Origin of the sequence: Epilithonimonas hispanica, assembly GCF_003385395.1 — a bacterium.
GTDB classification, from domain to species: Bacteria; Bacteroidota; Bacteroidia; order Flavobacteriales; family Weeksellaceae; genus Epilithonimonas; species Epilithonimonas hispanica.
The window spans coordinates 23,468-37,911 of sequence record NZ_QNUG01000010.1 but is presented as its reverse complement, the minus strand read 5'-3'; the positions used below and the strand labels follow the sequence as shown (position 1 = coordinate 37,911).

Annotated in this window: 21 protein-coding genes; 7 read left to right on the top strand and 14 right to left on the bottom strand. The window is 36.7% G+C overall.

Annotated elements, in window-relative coordinates:
* Positions 1 to 114: 114 nt before the first annotated feature.
* The 9 genes from DRF58_RS06045 to DRF58_RS06005 are packed head-to-tail and all read right to left on the bottom strand — an operon-like array spanning position 115 to position 5,820.
* Positions 115 to 309, bottom strand: coding sequence for a hypothetical protein (locus tag DRF58_RS06045; protein ID WP_116033867.1), 195 nt, complete (start codon positions 307 to 309; stop codon positions 115 to 117).
* A 56-nt stretch (positions 310 to 365) separates the two neighbouring features.
* Complete coding sequence (locus DRF58_RS06040; RefSeq protein WP_116033865.1) at positions 366 to 704, bottom strand: hypothetical protein; 339 nt, start codon at positions 702 to 704, stop codon at positions 366 to 368.
* 14 nt (positions 705 to 718) lie between these two features.
* The gene (locus tag DRF58_RS06035; RefSeq protein WP_116033864.1) at positions 719 to 1,153 is read right to left on the bottom strand and encodes a hypothetical protein; all 435 of its coding nucleotides are present in this window, start codon (positions 1,151 to 1,153) and stop codon (positions 719 to 721) included.
* A 10-nt stretch (positions 1,154 to 1,163) separates the two neighbouring features.
* A complete protein-coding gene (locus tag DRF58_RS06030; protein ID WP_116033862.1) occupies positions 1,164 to 2,387 on the bottom strand; it encodes a DUF2586 family protein in 1,224 nt (407 codons plus the stop codon).
* Complete coding sequence (locus DRF58_RS06025; RefSeq protein ID WP_116033861.1) at positions 2,387 to 2,779, bottom strand: hypothetical protein; 393 nt, start codon at positions 2,777 to 2,779, stop codon at positions 2,387 to 2,389. The genes DRF58_RS06030 and DRF58_RS06025 overlap by 1 nt, the downstream gene beginning before the upstream one ends.
* The gene (locus tag DRF58_RS06020) at positions 2,779 to 3,327 is read right to left on the bottom strand and encodes a hypothetical protein (protein WP_116033859.1); all 549 of its coding nucleotides are present in this window, start codon (positions 3,325 to 3,327) and stop codon (positions 2,779 to 2,781) included. Before DRF58_RS06020 ends, DRF58_RS06025 begins: the two co-directional genes overlap by 1 nt.
* Positions 3,328 to 3,332: 5 nt before the next feature.
* Entirely contained in the window at positions 3,333 to 3,800 is a 468-nt protein-coding gene (locus DRF58_RS06015) for a CHAP domain-containing protein (protein ID WP_116033858.1), read from the bottom strand.
* A gap of 33 nt (positions 3,801 to 3,833) precedes the next feature.
* A complete protein-coding gene (locus DRF58_RS06010; protein ID WP_116033856.1) occupies positions 3,834 to 4,730 on the bottom strand; it encodes a hypothetical protein in 897 nt (298 codons plus the stop codon).
* 7 nt (positions 4,731 to 4,737) lie between these two features.
* On the bottom strand, positions 4,738 to 5,820 hold the full coding sequence (locus DRF58_RS06005) for an ATP-dependent Clp protease proteolytic subunit (protein ID WP_116033855.1): 1,083 nt from the start codon (positions 5,818 to 5,820) through the stop codon (positions 4,738 to 4,740).
* Between the two features lie 169 nt (positions 5,821 to 5,989).
* Here DRF58_RS06005 and DRF58_RS06000 point away from each other — a divergent pair, with 169 nt between their 5' ends.
* From DRF58_RS06000 to DRF58_RS05970, 7 genes are all read left to right on the top strand, one after another.
* Positions 5,990 to 6,562 carry a hypothetical protein gene (locus DRF58_RS06000; protein WP_116033853.1) on the top strand — a complete coding sequence of 191 codons (573 nt, stop codon included), beginning with the start codon at positions 5,990 to 5,992 and terminating at the stop codon, positions 6,560 to 6,562.
* 63 nt (positions 6,563 to 6,625) lie between these two features.
* Positions 6,626 to 8,134: a hypothetical protein gene (locus DRF58_RS05995; RefSeq protein ID WP_116033852.1), complete on the top strand. Its 1,509-nt coding sequence runs from the start codon at positions 6,626 to 6,628 to the stop codon at positions 8,132 to 8,134.
* Positions 8,131 to 8,562, top strand: coding sequence for a hypothetical protein (locus DRF58_RS05990; RefSeq protein ID WP_116033850.1), 432 nt, complete (start codon positions 8,131 to 8,133; stop codon positions 8,560 to 8,562). The genes DRF58_RS05995 and DRF58_RS05990 overlap by 4 nt, the downstream gene beginning before the upstream one ends.
* Positions 8,562 to 9,857 (top strand): phage portal protein family protein, encoded by a 1,296-nt coding sequence (locus DRF58_RS05985; RefSeq protein WP_116033848.1) that lies wholly within the window; start codon positions 8,562 to 8,564, stop codon positions 9,855 to 9,857. The genes DRF58_RS05990 and DRF58_RS05985 overlap by 1 nt, the downstream gene beginning before the upstream one ends.
* A gap of 14 nt (positions 9,858 to 9,871) precedes the next feature.
* The gene (locus DRF58_RS05980) at positions 9,872 to 11,182 is read left to right on the top strand and encodes a CdiA C-terminal domain-containing protein (protein WP_116033847.1); all 1,311 of its coding nucleotides are present in this window, start codon (positions 9,872 to 9,874) and stop codon (positions 11,180 to 11,182) included.
* A 77-nt stretch (positions 11,183 to 11,259) separates the two neighbouring features.
* On the top strand, positions 11,260 to 11,790 hold the full coding sequence (locus DRF58_RS05975) for a phage virion morphogenesis protein (RefSeq protein WP_116033845.1): 531 nt from the start codon (positions 11,260 to 11,262) through the stop codon (positions 11,788 to 11,790).
* A complete protein-coding gene (locus DRF58_RS05970) occupies positions 11,790 to 12,356 on the top strand; it encodes a hypothetical protein (RefSeq protein WP_116033843.1) in 567 nt (188 codons plus the stop codon). The genes DRF58_RS05975 and DRF58_RS05970 overlap by 1 nt, the downstream gene beginning before the upstream one ends.
* A 32-nt stretch (positions 12,357 to 12,388) precedes the next feature.
* Here DRF58_RS05970 and DRF58_RS05965 read toward each other — a convergent pair whose 3' ends face one another.
* The 5 genes from DRF58_RS05965 to DRF58_RS18545 form a co-directional block, all read right to left on the bottom strand.
* Complete coding sequence (locus tag DRF58_RS05965; protein ID WP_116033841.1) at positions 12,389 to 12,583, bottom strand: hypothetical protein; 195 nt, start codon at positions 12,581 to 12,583, stop codon at positions 12,389 to 12,391.
* A 79-nt stretch (positions 12,584 to 12,662) separates the two neighbouring features.
* Positions 12,663 to 13,331, bottom strand: coding sequence for a hypothetical protein (locus tag DRF58_RS05960; RefSeq protein WP_123902371.1), 669 nt, complete (start codon positions 13,329 to 13,331; stop codon positions 12,663 to 12,665).
* A gap of 39 nt (positions 13,332 to 13,370) precedes the next feature.
* Positions 13,371 to 13,586: a hypothetical protein gene (locus tag DRF58_RS05955; protein ID WP_116033838.1), complete on the bottom strand. Its 216-nt coding sequence runs from the start codon at positions 13,584 to 13,586 to the stop codon at positions 13,371 to 13,373.
* Positions 13,583 to 13,807 (bottom strand): hypothetical protein, encoded by a 225-nt coding sequence (locus DRF58_RS05950; RefSeq protein ID WP_116033836.1) that lies wholly within the window; start codon positions 13,805 to 13,807, stop codon positions 13,583 to 13,585. The genes DRF58_RS05955 and DRF58_RS05950 overlap by 4 nt, the downstream gene beginning before the upstream one ends.
* On the bottom strand, positions 13,804 to 14,304 hold the full coding sequence (locus tag DRF58_RS18545; protein ID WP_185144533.1) for a BRO-N domain-containing protein: 501 nt from the start codon (positions 14,302 to 14,304) through the stop codon (positions 13,804 to 13,806). Before DRF58_RS18545 ends, DRF58_RS05950 begins: the two co-directional genes overlap by 4 nt.
* Positions 14,305 to 14,444: the final 140 nt, after the last annotated feature.

Genomic DNA, 14,444 nt, shown 5'->3' with positions numbered 1-14,444 from the left:
TACTTGCTCTTTTTCACGGACTTAAATTGATTTTTAAGTCTCTATGGCTTTGTATTACTTTCTTGTATTACTTTTTTACTTGGAAACCTATTGGTTATAATTGGGCTGATAAGGTCAGAGGTCTTCGTCTTCAGAATCAGAGTCCTTACTAAACAACTTACTTACAACTTCTACCAAAGCTTGCTTAATGGCTGAGTATTGAATTTTCCTTTCAACTTTCAACATATAATCAGCTCTACTATATAGCTCTATCCAATCATTTACATCCTTGATTGTTTCTGGGTCAATTCCTAATTTACCCTGTATCAAAGCATTGATTTTCCTAAAGCTATTTGTATTGTCATCGGTATCAAGTACCGATGACTCTAGACTTTTTTTAAGCTACTACGAGCAGACTTAGTAAGGCTTCCGATTTTTTCTACAATCTCTGTAAATACAGATGCATCATTGTTTAGTAAGTCTTCATCACCAGCAAGTACACAATTAGAAATCATTGCTGCTGAAGATTTTTCGATGTTATTTTCCATCTCTTTTGATGATAGAAGGTAGACCAGTGAAGGACTTGGTTTTTTGATTAAAAATTCCACTGGTTTTTCAGAATCTTCATCAGGGAAAACTTCTAGGATTTTTAAACACTTTGCACCGTATTGAGCTTTTGCAGCTTCAACCTGTTCGCTTGAAAAAGCAGGAATATTGAATTTCATTTTTCAGATTTTAGTTATTTACCCCAAGTGATATGACTGCAAATACAATCGTATTTATTAGTCATTTTCCCTTCACTTTGTTTTGGATTTTTTGCCCTTCCAAGAAGTTGAACATTATGAATAATATCAGTAACGATAATCCCTGTCTGTGGGTGTGCATATTGAACTACAACATCGAAAGGTTCAATGTCTTGAACTCTTTTACCGGGAGGTAAAGCTCTTTGGATTGCCTGCATTTCTTCATCATAAAAAGACACAGCAAATCGTGGTTCATAATTTCCCTCAGTCCAACCAACGGGCATTCCTCCAGCTCCGTAGGCATTTTCTTTTGCAGTATTATCACCGTAATCTATTTCATCAATTCCGACAACATCTCTTCCTAAGAAGTTCATCGTTACCTGATTCCATCCAGTGAGTTTTCCTAAATAATTCTTTACTGTTGTTGGCATTTTTCAGATTTTATTGAACAGTTAAGTCAACATCGAATGTGTGAGCTATTGCATCGGCTTCGATGGTAACACTAATTTTAATAGGCGTATCAGCGTTCGGAGATTGTTTTGGATCAATATAAATTGAACCGCCAGAAATCTCATTTTCGCCCTCCAATCTCTCGATACAAGCTTTTGTTGCAACTCTTTCCCAATGTGAAATAGTAGTTGAGCGGATGTAACCTGTTTCCGGTTCTTTTTTCACTTTGCCTTTGATATAAGGCGCAAGAGCTTCACGGATTAATCTCGCAGCAGCATTCCAAACAGAATTGTTTTCAATGGTGGAATAAGTACTGGTTGGAGAAGTGCAAGTTTCAGAACCTGAGAAGTACATTCCGGCAGCTCCAATATATGAGCCTACGAAAATGTATCCTTTAGCTTTCAGAGCTTTGATTTGAACATCTGTAAGATTTTCAATTTTTTCTCCAGTAGATAAGCTTGCTTTTACAAATTTTCCTGTAGCGGTGTCTGTAAGAGAATAGAATTTTTCAGTCTTTTTATCTTCCGGTCTATTAATAATATCCGTAGAACCAAGGTTTTCAGAAACCTTTCTAACCGCTAACATTCCCAATGCAGAACCAATCGCAGAATAATTAGCATATTCTTGTTCAAGAGCTGCAATTGCTGGGTCTTGACCTAAAATAACTGAAATGTTTTCAGCGGACTTTGTGGTTAAATCTGGATAAGTGTTAATAGTCAACACACCAGCAGAACCAGCTTCTACAAATACGGAATCAATTAAAATTCCTTCAGCTTTTGCAGCTTTCACAAGATCATTCTGCAAAGGTTCTACAAGTGCTGCAACTGATGTCAATGTCTGATTTTCAAAACCGATAAAACCAACCCCTTTGATATCCGGGTTTAGTTTTAAAGTTTGTAAAACTGTTGACAATACAGCTGCGTGTGTAGAATCTTGTGCAACTGGTAAAAAATGAACAGTTCCTTCAGGAGCGAATCTGAAAAACTCAGACACGTGGTGATGAGCTAAAACCTTGTTGTTAGCATCAAAACTTTCGTTAACGCCTAAAGCTTCAATATCTTTCGTTTGAATCAATTTTACAGATTCATTAGCAATAAGCGTTGACGTACTTAACGCCATCGCACTTACTAAAAGAAAGATTCTTGCATTGGTAGCGGAAAGTCTTCCGTTTCCGCCATCAATTTTATTAATATTAGTTCCTTCCAGGTTTCCCATTACTCGGAAATTTTAGATTTGTATTCTGTTAAAGCAGCTATCAAAGTATCTGCTTTTTGGTCTTCGGTTTCGATTTGAAAGAACAAAGCCAGTGATTTCATCTTTTGATAATTGGCTTTTACAAGTTCCAGTTCCTGAAGCTCTTTGGTTTTCTCAGCAATTAAACCTTGATCCAGGTCATCTACGACAACAGACTTTTTACCATCAGAAGCTTCAGCCTCGGTTCTCGTAATAGTGTGATACTTTACTTTGTGGATTTTAGCCCTGTTTTCTTCGATGAAGACATTGCCATCTTCAGCGGCATAAACGGTGTTGACCTTTGAGTGTTTTTCGTCATTAAAAACGACTAATGAGAGAACTAATAGTTCTGCAAGTGATAATGTATTTTGCACTAGAATAATTTTTTAGAGATTAGAAATCGAATACCAAACACCAAAACCGCAAGACCCAAAAGCCAAATAATAAGATTGCCAATTGCGAGTTTTACTTCTTGAAAAGTTGTTAATGGCTTATCCCTGTAAATAGGTGTATTGCTTATTTGCCATTCCTTCATGTAAGTTTCTTTCCATTTGAAGAAAAGCTTTTCGGCTTCTTTCTCACAGTTGACGGATAGTTTTCCATTTTCTAGGTTGACGGCTGGAGGTTTTACAGACCGACCGGCAGTACTTTTAGGTTCCTTCGCAGATTGTCCAGGGTTTTTGCTATTATAGTCATCAATCTGCTGTTGAGATTGAACCAGGACGGGTTTACCATTCACACAGTCAATGTATGCACTGTAATAAGAACTGTCTTTTTCGACTACTAAAACGGTATCTTTTACCGTTTCAATTTTTTGAATGATGGTTTCCTTAGTTTCAGCCGGGACAGGTTTGCTCTTGCAAGATGTCAAGAGCAAAGCCCCGAATAAGAAAAATAGAAAATATGAAAGTATTTTTTTCATGGTAATTATTGTATTCTGATATATCCTTTGATTTGTGACGGCTTACGAGTTCTGTAGCAAACCTCGTAACCTTCCCTGCTTCCTTCATCGTTGGTATTCCCTTCAATTGTTTTAAGATTTCCATTTGAAAGTACCTCCACAACAAATCCGGTATGTCCTTGACCCTTTCCGTAATCCATAATGAAAATGTCTCCAACAATAGGATTTTTTGTTACTTTCAATTTTGGATTAACTTCATTCCACTGTCTTAGAACTCCGGCTGTTTTAACCAAAGGACTGGTTGTATTAAGTTGTTTTGCGGCTTCTTTTACCGACCAATAAACAAAAGCCATACACCAAGCATAACCTTTACCAAGCCCAACACTTTTTAAATATGATTCCACAGCAGGACCAGCATTGCTATTTTTTGGAATTTCTTGAACGCCGTTTTGGCTTTGAGCGATTTTTAATGATAAGGAATTAAGTGGCGACATGGCTTTTGAATAGAATTTTGATTGTTATTAATTTTACACTGCTACTGATCTGATTGCTGCAATCCCTTCGTCTTTAACAGCAACACAAACCCAATGAATTTCGAAACCAATTTCGTGACGTCGCATAGTTGGGTTATTTGCCTTATCGATTGCAAAACGCTCGGCAGTTCCTGGAGCCTTAGCAGTGCTAGGCGCAAAGAAACATACAGAAGCTTCGTAACCGGTTGTTGAGCTATCAAAAGCTATTTTTTGTCCGGCAGCCGTGAACTCTGGAGCATAGGTGCTTTCATAGATTTTAAAACCACAATAGTTTTCTGCAATTGTACCTTCAGTATGGTTTTGATATCTAGTGTTAAATGTTTCGTCTTGATCTAGTAAATCATCAACGTGGTCAGCACAAAGAACTAACACTCGTCCTTTTTTAGGAACTCCAAGTTTTGTAAGCTTTTTCTTAAGCTTTCTTAAATCTTTAGTAATTAGCCTTTTTCTGCCTTCTCCATCATCAGGACCCGATGTAGTTAACACTGGAGTTGTTGCAGAATCTTCCTGCGGTGTGATAGAATATAAAGCGTGCTCAGCGGTCACATCTTCCAATGTCTCACGGTGCTGAACTTGAACATCGTTAACCTTTTCGTAAGGCAGAGCATACAGCTCATCCGTTGTAACTTCTGTGTTTTCGGTTTCATATTTATGAAGCGAAATTTTAAGGTAACCATCCTCTCTCTGACTTGAATTGATTGGATAAATAGTATTATCAATCAAAACTTTTGGCGCAGTTCCTTGGATAGGAATTTTGATAACATCATTACCAACCCATTGTGGTTTTGATGGGACAGCTTCTAACCAAGTATTCTCGTGGCGAAACTTTTTGATGAGTTCGGTAACTGCCAACTCATTCTTTAGTGCTAATGAACTTTTTTCTTTAGGCATTTTTTAATTAGTTTTTAGATGCATATACTGCGTTCAACTTTTGAACAGCCGCAGGGTCTTTTTCAATCAAAGCGTCCAATGCGGCAGGGTCTTTTTCCAGATAATCATCTATTGTCCAGTTTTCTCGACCTAGAGCCTCCGGCATTTCGCCATCAGGTTTATCCTTGATTTCTTTAGAAGCAGGTGTAACACCTTTCATAGATGCCAGGATAGCTTCTGTTCCGGCAGGATCTTGTTTATGAAGACTGACGTAGGTCGCCTTCATGTCAGCCGTGATTTTCTTATCCAAAATGGCTTGATTAATTACCTTTTCAGCTGCTTGTTCTTTTTGCTGATTGGCACTAGCTTCCGTTGCAGCAGCATTGTCTGCTTTCTTTTTGTTTTCCGCAACCTTTTCCAGAACTTGCTCCTCGGTTGCATCAGCCGGCATTCCTAATGCGGCTTTCAGTTGGTTGATATCCATTTTATTTTTAGTTGAATTTTTCTTTTCAGAAGTTGGTTTTGGAATCGTGGGACATCCACAGGCAACCATCATTTTAATGGTAGAATCATCAATTTGGATTTCTTCTGTAGTGATTGTTTTTACCAATCCTTTCTCTTTGGCTTCGTTAGAATCCATCCAGTAATCATTTTTCCATAAGTCTTCTACTTCCTGCTCTGTCAAGTTGAAAGCCTTGGCATAGGCAGAACGATAAACATTGGTAAGGTTTTCCAAAGCTTTTAAGTCAGCTTTTACTTTATCTTCATTGCCGGAAATGTATGTTGACGGCTTATGAATCATAAATTGAGAAGATGTAGAACACTCAGCATCGAAATAGCACAAGAACATTGTTGCAGCAGATGCAGCTAACGCTCCCACAGTTATTTTAACAGAATCAAGTCTTTTTAGCTCATTAATTGCTTCTTGAGCCTCGAAAACAGAACCGCCTTCTGAATTGATGTACAATGTTGCATTTTTTACATTTTCAGAAATAGCATTATCTATATAATATTTGAATGCACTTGCTACTTCTCCCTGCCAAATTCTGCCTGAGATTCTAAGATTAAGTACATCATTACTAATAGCTGCTTCTATTTTGCCGTGTGTCATTCTACTGATTTACAAGGCAAATTTTCGATTGTTTTTTTTCCTGAAAAAATCAGTATTCCGAATCAGTATGAATATCAGACTGAATCAGTTTGAATCTCGGTCTGATTTGGATTTTTGATTTTATGAGACATTTTATTGAGTGCAATTTTGCTTCAGTAAAACTCTATAAATGGCAAAGGAACAGGAGAAAAACCTCGCTTTTTTTTACTACACAAAGGACAATATGGAAGCAAAAGAAATTGCTTCCAAACTAAAAGTACGTCCTAATACTGTCGGCGATTGGATAAAAAAAGGAAACTGGAAAAAAATCCGGGATGCAAATATCAATCAATCCGGTGAACGCCTAGATCGCATACAACAGGTTGTAGATGACCTGGCGACTGAAAGACTTGATATCATGAAAATGGTTAAGGATATTCCGGAAAAGATTCGAGCATTGGAAAAAGACATCAGAGAGATTCCTAATAAAGAAATAACAGACCCAATGAAAGCTGAAGTTTCGGAATTAAAGGAGGAAATGAAAAACCTAAAACGCCAGACCGTTTACATTGACCAAGGTATTGCAATGTGGAATAAAACACTTGCAAGTTTCCAAGCCGAAAACAAAGTCACTCTAACAAAATACATTGAGATAATGGATAAGATTTTTGGAGATATGAGAATAAAAGATGAAAAGCTCTATATGCAAACACTCGATTTTCAACATGCTCACTTATTAGATACATCCTCTCAACTTTCTTAAACACGTTTAAATGGCGTTTAAATTCGTTTTTAACCGCTTTAAAATATTTTTTGGATTCATTATATGAAGCAAAAGGATAAATCAGCTTTAGACCGGTATCTACAAAAAATAGAATTTGCAAGAAGTGCAGGTTCTAAATTCGCTTTTGAAACCAAGGAGCAAAGAGCTGCTGCAATTGAAGCTTGCAAGAATGACCCACGCAAAATGGTCGAACGCTATTTTCCACATTATGCAGACGCTCCTTGTGCGGATTTTCAAGTAGAATGGGCTTGGTATGTGGCAAAAAACAAACTATTTCGAGGATTTGCACAATGGGGACGAGCCTTGGCAAAATCAGTTTGGAATAACATATTTATTCCGTTTTGGCTGTGGCTTCGTGAAGGCGAATGCTATTTTGTTTTGATTGGTAACAGCAATGACAAAGCAAATCAATTACTAGAGGATATCCGTGCAGAATTTGAAGCTAATCCTAGAATCCTGGCAGACTTTGGAGAACAAAAAGTTTTAGGTTCTTGGGAGGATGGCTTTTTTCAAACAAAAGGCGGTTTCATTGCTCAAGCTTTAGGGATGGGACAATCCGTAAGAGGTTTGAGAGTTAAAAACAAAAGACCATCACATATCAACTGTGATGATTTGGAAACAAAGGATATCAACGCCAATCCAAAACGTCAGATTAAAATGGCCAATTGGATTGTCCGGGATTTGATTCCAACAATGGACGGTTCTACCAGAAGATTCACATACTCTAATAACCGTTTCGCCCCGATAATGATACAAACCATTTTACAGGATTTACATCCTAAATGGAAGGTTCATCAGGTCAATGCTTATGACCCGGTTACTTATGTACCAACGTGGACAGGTAAGTATGACAATATGTATTTCAAGTTTATTGAAGAAGATATTGGACGTTTAGCCGCAATGGCAGAATACAACAATACGCCACACGTAGAAGGGACTGTCTTTAAAGATGAAATGATAAACTGGACAGACTTGCCCAGGATCGATCACTTCGAAACTATTATTGGTCATTGGGATATCGCATACGCTGGAAATTCTACAAGCGATTACAATTCCGTAACGGTTGAAGGTCTGCAAAAAAACAATTTTTATATAATCGATTTGTTCTGCAAACAGACCAAAATGAAAGCTCCGTTGCGTTGGATGAGTAATTTTCAAAGCACCTTACCAGCATCTGTAAAAATTCGCTGGCAGTACGAAGCTCAGTTTTGGAATGATGAAGTTCAAAGAACGATTGAGGAAGTTGAAACCGAAACAGGCGTCAGGTTAAACTTAGTAAAGGTAAACATCAAGGGTAAAAAAATAGACCGAATAATGTCTTTAGTTCCTTATTACCAAAACAATCGTATCCATTACAATAAAAAAATCAAATCCAACAACGACACTCAGATTGCTTTGGCTCAACTAAAAGGCATCGAACCTGGTTACAATTGTCACGATGATTATCCGGATGGACACGAAGCTTGCACAAAAGAACTGGAAAAATATACACCAGTCAGAAAAGGAAAAAATATGATGGGAAGGATGAAGCCTAAAAACGAAAGAATATGATTTATCTACAGGAAAAAGATTTGAAATCCTACACACAGGAACGCCTAATCAATGAAAGTGTTGCAGACTTTCAAGAAGCAAAAGACGAATTGGAAAGCCATCGTATATCTGAAGTCAAAGTAATGATCTCTAAATATTATGATGTCGCAAAAATATTCTCAGAAACAGAACCTGTTCGACATTCACACCTTGTAAAGATTCTTACAAAAATGGTTGGTTACGACATCAAAAAAAGAAATGCAGCCCGAAAGGTTTCTGATGATGTCAATAAAGATTTAGAGTGGGCTGAAAAGGAACTAGACAAAATGCACCGTGGAATCATCAAGTTTGATGATTTACCACCAAAACAAGCCGATCCAAATAGTCCCGGAAGTTCTGCTTCTAAAATGTTGTACGGAAATCTTAAAAACGAAGACTTTTACATCTAATGAAAACGCCATTTAAACAACGTTTAAAAACGAATAAAATCTACAGAGTTGCTGAAGCTTTCTTTCTAGGCAATGCATCCTACACAGACATCAATCAAATTATTGCTGCCGGAAAACGTCCTAATACCAATATGCCATCCAGCGTAATCAATCATCAGGCAACGATGATGCGAGCTGAAGACCTTGGTTCCTGGAAAACAGCTATAATGCTGGCAACAGACCCGGACAATCCGGACAAACAAAACCTCAAAGCTTTGTATGATAATATGAAGCTTGATAATCATTTGGGTTCTGTCCTGGACACACGTATCTCTAAAACACAGCAATCGCCTTTCAAATTAGTTCATAAAACATCCAAAGAACGGAACGAGGATGCAGAAAATCTTTTCAAAACACTTTGGTTTCAAGATTTCATCAAATTAGTTTTAGAAAGCAAATTTGAAGGTACAAAGCTTATTGAATTATTCAATACCGATGAAGAAGGAAACCTAACTGAGATCACAGAGATTTCTCAAGCTAATTTCAATCCAAAAAAAGGTATCATCCTAAAAGAACCGGGACAGCCGACCGGAACTGATTACAAAAACGGACCGATTTCCAATTATTACATTCAAGTTGGAAAAGACTACAAAGACCTCGGAACATTCGCCTTGATTGCGCCTATTATTTTGGCGAAAAAACTTGGATTGGGTTCTTGGTTGGATTTCATTGAGAAGTATGGTGTACCGCCTTTATTTGTGACCACAGACCGTGAAGACGATGACCGTTTACTAGAACTCTTTGAAATGGCAACCAATTTCAAAGCGAATAACTTTATGATTGGTCGAGGAAACGAAAAGTTTGAGATTCCAAATATCACATCTACTAACAGTCAAGAAGCTTTTGATGGACTTATCAAAAGAGCAGACAATGAGATTTCAAAACGATTCCTGGGCGGAACAGGACTGACAGACGAAAAAGGTTTTGTCGGTTCTGTAGAAGTACAGTTTGAGTTTGCTCAGTTCCGTTTTGTTTCTGACAAATTGCTAGTTGCCGGTGTTGTCAATGAAAAGCTGATTCCACTATTAATCAAGTTATCTCCAGTTTATTCGTTCCTGAAAGATTACCGTTTCGAATGGGATGATGAAGACGAAATGACAATTGATAAACTTCTTAAAATAGTCGAAAAACTAGGCATTTACTTTGACTTTGACCCGGAACAAATCGAGCAAATTACCGGATTAAAAATCATAGGAGTTAAATCCGGTAACGAAAACACACCAACCGAAGCTTCAAAAAAAAAAGCCGTGACGTAAATGCTTTTCTGAAATTGCGTTCGGTTCTTAGAAGAACGGAAGCAATTTACCAGCATCAGGATTGTGGTTGCGAACTTTGCACCGAGGCTACCTTACAAGTAATAGAAGCCATTGACATTGCCGGTTGGATGAAAGTAATGGAGCAATTAGCAAAGGATGTTTATGAAGGTAAAACTGACTCAAAGAGCATCGACCCTGCTTATATCGCTGCGATGTATGGGGAAATGAACACAGCAGCCGGAAAAGGTTACGGGAAAGAATGGTTCAAGGTTAACAAATCAACAGGAAATATTTCGCCTGAAGTTATCCAAATGCAACGCAATCTGTATAAGTTTTCCGGTGCAAAATCTACAGTCGTTTTACAGGAAATCAATCAGATTCTGCAAAAAAATCAACCTTGGAAACAATTCGAAGCTGAAGTTCTTAAACTAAACCCAAAGTATAATAAAAACCATCTTCAGGCAGAATGGCAAACAGCCAACCAAAGCGCAAAACACGCAAAAGACTGGCTTTACTACAAGGAAAATGCTACATTATATCCAAACTTAGAATATAGAACGCAAGCGGATGGAAAAGAAAGGGATGCACATAGATTATTACACGGAGTTGTAGCACCATTGTATTCTGAATTTTGGAGAATTCATTTTTTCCCTAATGGATGGCGTTGTAGATGTTTCGGTGTTCAGACAGCCGCAACACCAACACCATTAGATAAAATTCCAAAATTAAGCGACAAAGAGTTTCCAGAAGAATTCCGTATTAATGTAGGAGAAAGTGGTCAGATTTTTAGTGAAGGAGATTTAAAAGGTAGTAAACCACATCCATATTTTGCATTGACCAATAATGATGATTGGAAAAAAGCTTTTGAATTAGCGAAACTTTCAGCACCTGCCAATACAGTTTACAATACAGGAACTAATAATTTAAAAGTAAGTCCATACGCAGACGAAAAAGACCTGAAGGAAAATATAGATGATGCGAAAATCATTGTGAAAGATGCGAAAGTAAACGTGGAAATAAGAGCGCATCTTGATAGTACATTGCTTTTAGGACATAAAAATCCGGAATACATTATTGATGAAACTATTGCAGACCGTAAAGCTCCGACCACTGACAAATTAAAAAACCTGCGTAACATCTATAAATCCGCAACTAAACAGGAATGTGAATCTTTAGTTTTAAACTTATCTAAAACAGTTCTGAAGCTGGAAGAAGTTAAAGCTGAAGTGGAAAAGAAATTCAAAACATTTCCTCAAATCAAAACAGTCTATATCATCGATAAAAACGGCGATTGTACTATAATGCAAAAAGAGCCTAACAAGTAGGCTCTTTTCGTACTGACATATTCTTGATGTTACTCGCGAACTTTAAGTACACCACAAATATACAAACAAATTTGAATATGCAAAATAATGATGCTGAATTCCCGGTTCCGGACTTTAGAAAGTTAGCTGAAAAAGTGTTGAAAGATTTGCCAAAAAACACATCTGAAAAAGCCCGTGCATTCTTTCTAGGTTCATTCATTAAACAAGGTTTTACGGACACGTCTTTCATCCCGTGGGTTAAAAGAAAGGATGAGCTGAGCCACAAACTTCTCCAGCAATCATTAGCTTTAAAAAATAGCATCAACATCACCCAGGCGGATTTCAAAGCTGTAGAAATAACTGCCGGTGAAGGCATCAACTACGGAGCGATACACAATGAAGGCGGAACAATCAAAGTTAAAGTAACTCCAAAAATGAAGAAATTTTTCTGGGCAATGTATAAGAAAACTGAAGTTGAAAAATGGAAGTTCCTGGCTTTGACTAAAAAAGAGGAATTTATTATCAAAATACCTAAACGGCAATTCATTGGTCATAGTGAAACACTAATGAACAGCCTGGACAATATGTTTATCAATGAAATTTACAACTACTTTAAAAACCTTAAATAATGGATAACTGGCAAAATCTATACAAAGAACTGGCTCAGAAATTAACAGCAGACCTCAATGAGCAGGAAGCCGAAATATACAGCCAACTGAATACTATTATTGGCTACGAAGACAAATCGCCTATCAGGTGGCTAGACCTTTGGCACAACCAGGTCAATTTTCTGGAAGAAGAATTGGAATTTCCAACGCCGGCTGTATTCTTATCCTTCCGTTCTGGACAGGTCAAAGACCTAGGAGAAAAGATACAGGAAATGACCTTGCAAATTGATTGCTACCTTTTTTATGAAACGTTTGCAAATACTTTTACAGGTTCATTCAATCAGGAAGATGCTTTGAGATTTATTGGTATTTTAGATTTTATCAATTCCCGGATGCACGCCACCAATGGCGAGAATTACAGTGCTATGAGAAAGATTGCCTTTGCACCGGAAGATACTGGCAACGCCGGGAACTTGTATCGCATTACCTTTGAATGTATTGTTCAAGATGAAACCGCTGCAAAAATGGAAGAAGGCGAAATCAAAGCTTTTGAAATAGAAGAACAAGATGATTTTATAATTACATAAAAAACACTGTTTAATAAGCGTTTTAACATTGTTTAAACCCGATTGAAAATAATATTCTCAATCGTTTTCGGAGATTTGTAAAACTTGTTAGCAATAGTAATAACGATGTAATCGTGTGAGTATTTTTGTACACCGTGGCTTTTGATATCAGAAAGCTCCCTGTATTTAGCTCTGATGTCTTCATACATCTGTTGAGTTCGGTCTTTTTTAGTTTTTGGCGCAAGCATATTGCGAAAATATAATGCTTTTTTTTTACTGCAAATAGCAACATAAAAAACCGCTAAAAATTAGCGGTTTTTTTTAGTATCATTCTAAAACAGAACCATCAGTATAGACTATTTTATCAGTAATTATGTCAAATTTTAAATCTTTGAAATTTGCATTTGATATTTTATTATCATCACTATTATAGGAATTAGAATTAAACATAGAATATCCACGATAGATCGCATTTGGCGATACTCTATCATCTGTTAAACTTATTTCATAACCATCACCAATCTCATCTCCTAATGCATTGTAAATTTTAAAGTGAAATTTAAGCGCTTTAATTTCTTTGTTCGATTTATTTTTTATTGCATATTTGAAAAGATGATAATCTTGATATTCATAATTATCAGAATCTGCCGGCACAAAATTGTATTCAAAAATAGAAATCGTTGCGGCTTTTTGCATTTTATCAGCTTTCGCTTTCTCTTCAGCTTTCGCTTTTAATTCTAATTCTTCCTGTTCTTTTTTATAATTTTTAGCTTCGTCAAGAATTTCTTGATAAGTTTTCCCTTTGAGATTTTTATCTCCTAATTTGGCTAAGATTAACCAACCCGCAAAGGTTTTTGAATCTTCTTCAGACATCTTTTTCTTTTCAACAATTTCTTTTAAATCTGTTTGAAGAGTTTCTTCATTATAAGGTTTGTTCATTGGATTAGAACAGGACAACAGTATAAGAGCTGTAATAAATAATAGTATTTTTTTCATAATTATAAATAAAAACCGCCATTAGAGGCGGTTGTAAATTTAAGAATCTTTTTCTAATTGTGGGTCAAGAGTTTCAGCAAGTTCTGTGAGCCAAAAATGTCCTTCTGAAATCCATTCTTTATTATATAAGTCTTCATCAGATTTCAGTACGATTCTTATGGTTTGTTCTTTGAATCGTCTGATGATAAGTGCAAGTTGTTCAGTACCTATGTTATTTGTTATGAACTCTATGATGTTTTTTTCTGTGTTTGTCATTTTGATGAATTTTGAGCGTTGAAGCATTTTTTACAAGTGATAAGTCTTTGGATAATGGTTTCATTATCTACCAAAACAATAGCTTTTCTGTTTTCATTAATAACGTGATCGCAACGTAAAAATGTACGGATAAACCATTTGTTTTGCTTGTTCTCTTGGCGAAATTGGCGTGCAAAATCTGCCATCTCTGTACTGTTTTGGAAATACTTTGTAGCTTTCATAGCCCCAATTTTGAAATTAAACTTAGTCTCAAGGATTTGTCATCAATCTTTGCAATATCAGCCAAGATGGAAATCATTCTATCCTGTGTAAGACGGTTATGATTTCTTTTGGTAGGATTGGGTAGGTTTTTTGGGAGTTGTGGAGATAAAACTTGCAGAATCACAGTCTCTGCCCAATCTCTAAACATTTTCGCTCTTTCTGATTTAATAAAAAAACCAAGTCGAACAATTCCTGCTTTCGTCCAATAAATAGCGTGAGGCTGGATATTCGGAAGGGTGTCGCCAAATGCGACACCCTTAATATAATGTCTTCCCTCAGTAAATTCGTCAAAATTTTTTGACAGTTGATTTCGAATTGTTCCAGAAGCAACGCCATAACCTAACGCTACATCACGAACAGGCATTACGAATTCGTGAGTTTGATTTTGAAAAACCGCTACCGTCAAACCATCGGTAACTTGCAAGTTGATGACTTGCTTTAAATTTTCTTTTTGCATCTCGAAAATTTTAAAACACGAACCCCCGTTTTAGGTGTGCAAAAATTACCAAAGGTAAGATTAAGGACGGTTTCCCGTTCCTTCACCGTGACGAGGGTTCGATATTGTTGTAAATTTATTTTAAAAGGATTTCTCCTTTG

Bases quoted from the DNA above. Each gene is read 5' to 3' on its own strand.
- DRF58_RS06000 (WP_116033853.1), top strand. From the start codon at position 5,990: ATGGCAAAGGAACAGGAGAAAAACCTCGCTTTTTTTTACTACACAAAG.
- DRF58_RS06015 (WP_116033858.1), bottom strand. From the start codon at position 3,800: ATGTCGCCACTTAATTCCTTATCATTAAAAATCGCTCAAAGCCAAAAC.
- DRF58_RS05990 (WP_116033850.1), top strand. From the start codon at position 8,131: ATGATTTATCTACAGGAAAAAGATTTGAAATCCTACACACAGGAACGC.
- DRF58_RS06035 (WP_116033864.1), bottom strand. From the start codon at position 1,153: ATGCCAACAACAGTAAAGAATTATTTAGGAAAACTCACTGGATGGAAT.
- DRF58_RS05955 (WP_116033838.1), bottom strand. From the start codon at position 13,586: ATGACAAACACAGAAAAAAACATCATAGAGTTCATAACAAATAACATA.
- DRF58_RS05975 (WP_116033845.1), top strand. From the start codon at position 11,260: ATGCAAAATAATGATGCTGAATTCCCGGTTCCGGACTTTAGAAAGTTA.
- DRF58_RS06020 (WP_116033859.1), bottom strand. From the start codon at position 3,327: ATGAAAAAAATACTTTCATATTTTCTATTTTTCTTATTCGGGGCTTTG.
- DRF58_RS06040 (WP_116033865.1), bottom strand. From the start codon at position 704: ATGAAATTCAATATTCCTGCTTTTTCAAGCGAACAGGTTGAAGCTGCA.
- DRF58_RS05950 (WP_116033836.1), bottom strand. From the start codon at position 13,807: ATGAAAGCTACAAAGTATTTCCAAAACAGTACAGAGATGGCAGATTTT.
- DRF58_RS05995 (WP_116033852.1), top strand. From the start codon at position 6,626: ATGAAGCAAAAGGATAAATCAGCTTTAGACCGGTATCTACAAAAAATA.
- DRF58_RS06010 (WP_116033856.1), bottom strand. From the start codon at position 4,730: ATGCCTAAAGAAAAAAGTTCATTAGCACTAAAGAATGAGTTGGCAGTT.
- DRF58_RS05960 (WP_123902371.1), bottom strand. From the start codon at position 13,331: ATGAAAAAAATACTATTATTTATTACAGCTCTTATACTGTTGTCCTGT.
- DRF58_RS06005 (WP_116033855.1), bottom strand. From the start codon at position 5,820: ATGACACACGGCAAAATAGAAGCAGCTATTAGTAATGATGTACTTAAT.
- DRF58_RS05985 (WP_116033848.1), top strand. From the start codon at position 8,562: ATGAAAACGCCATTTAAACAACGTTTAAAAACGAATAAAATCTACAGA.
- DRF58_RS05970 (WP_116033843.1), top strand. From the start codon at position 11,790: ATGGATAACTGGCAAAATCTATACAAAGAACTGGCTCAGAAATTAACA.
- DRF58_RS05965 (WP_116033841.1), bottom strand. From the start codon at position 12,583: ATGCTTGCGCCAAAAACTAAAAAAGACCGAACTCAACAGATGTATGAA.
- DRF58_RS18545 (WP_185144533.1), bottom strand. From the start codon at position 14,304: ATGCAAAAAGAAAATTTAAAGCAAGTCATCAACTTGCAAGTTACCGAT.
- DRF58_RS06030 (WP_116033862.1), bottom strand. From the start codon at position 2,387: ATGGGAAACCTGGAAGGAACTAATATTAATAAAATTGATGGCGGAAAC.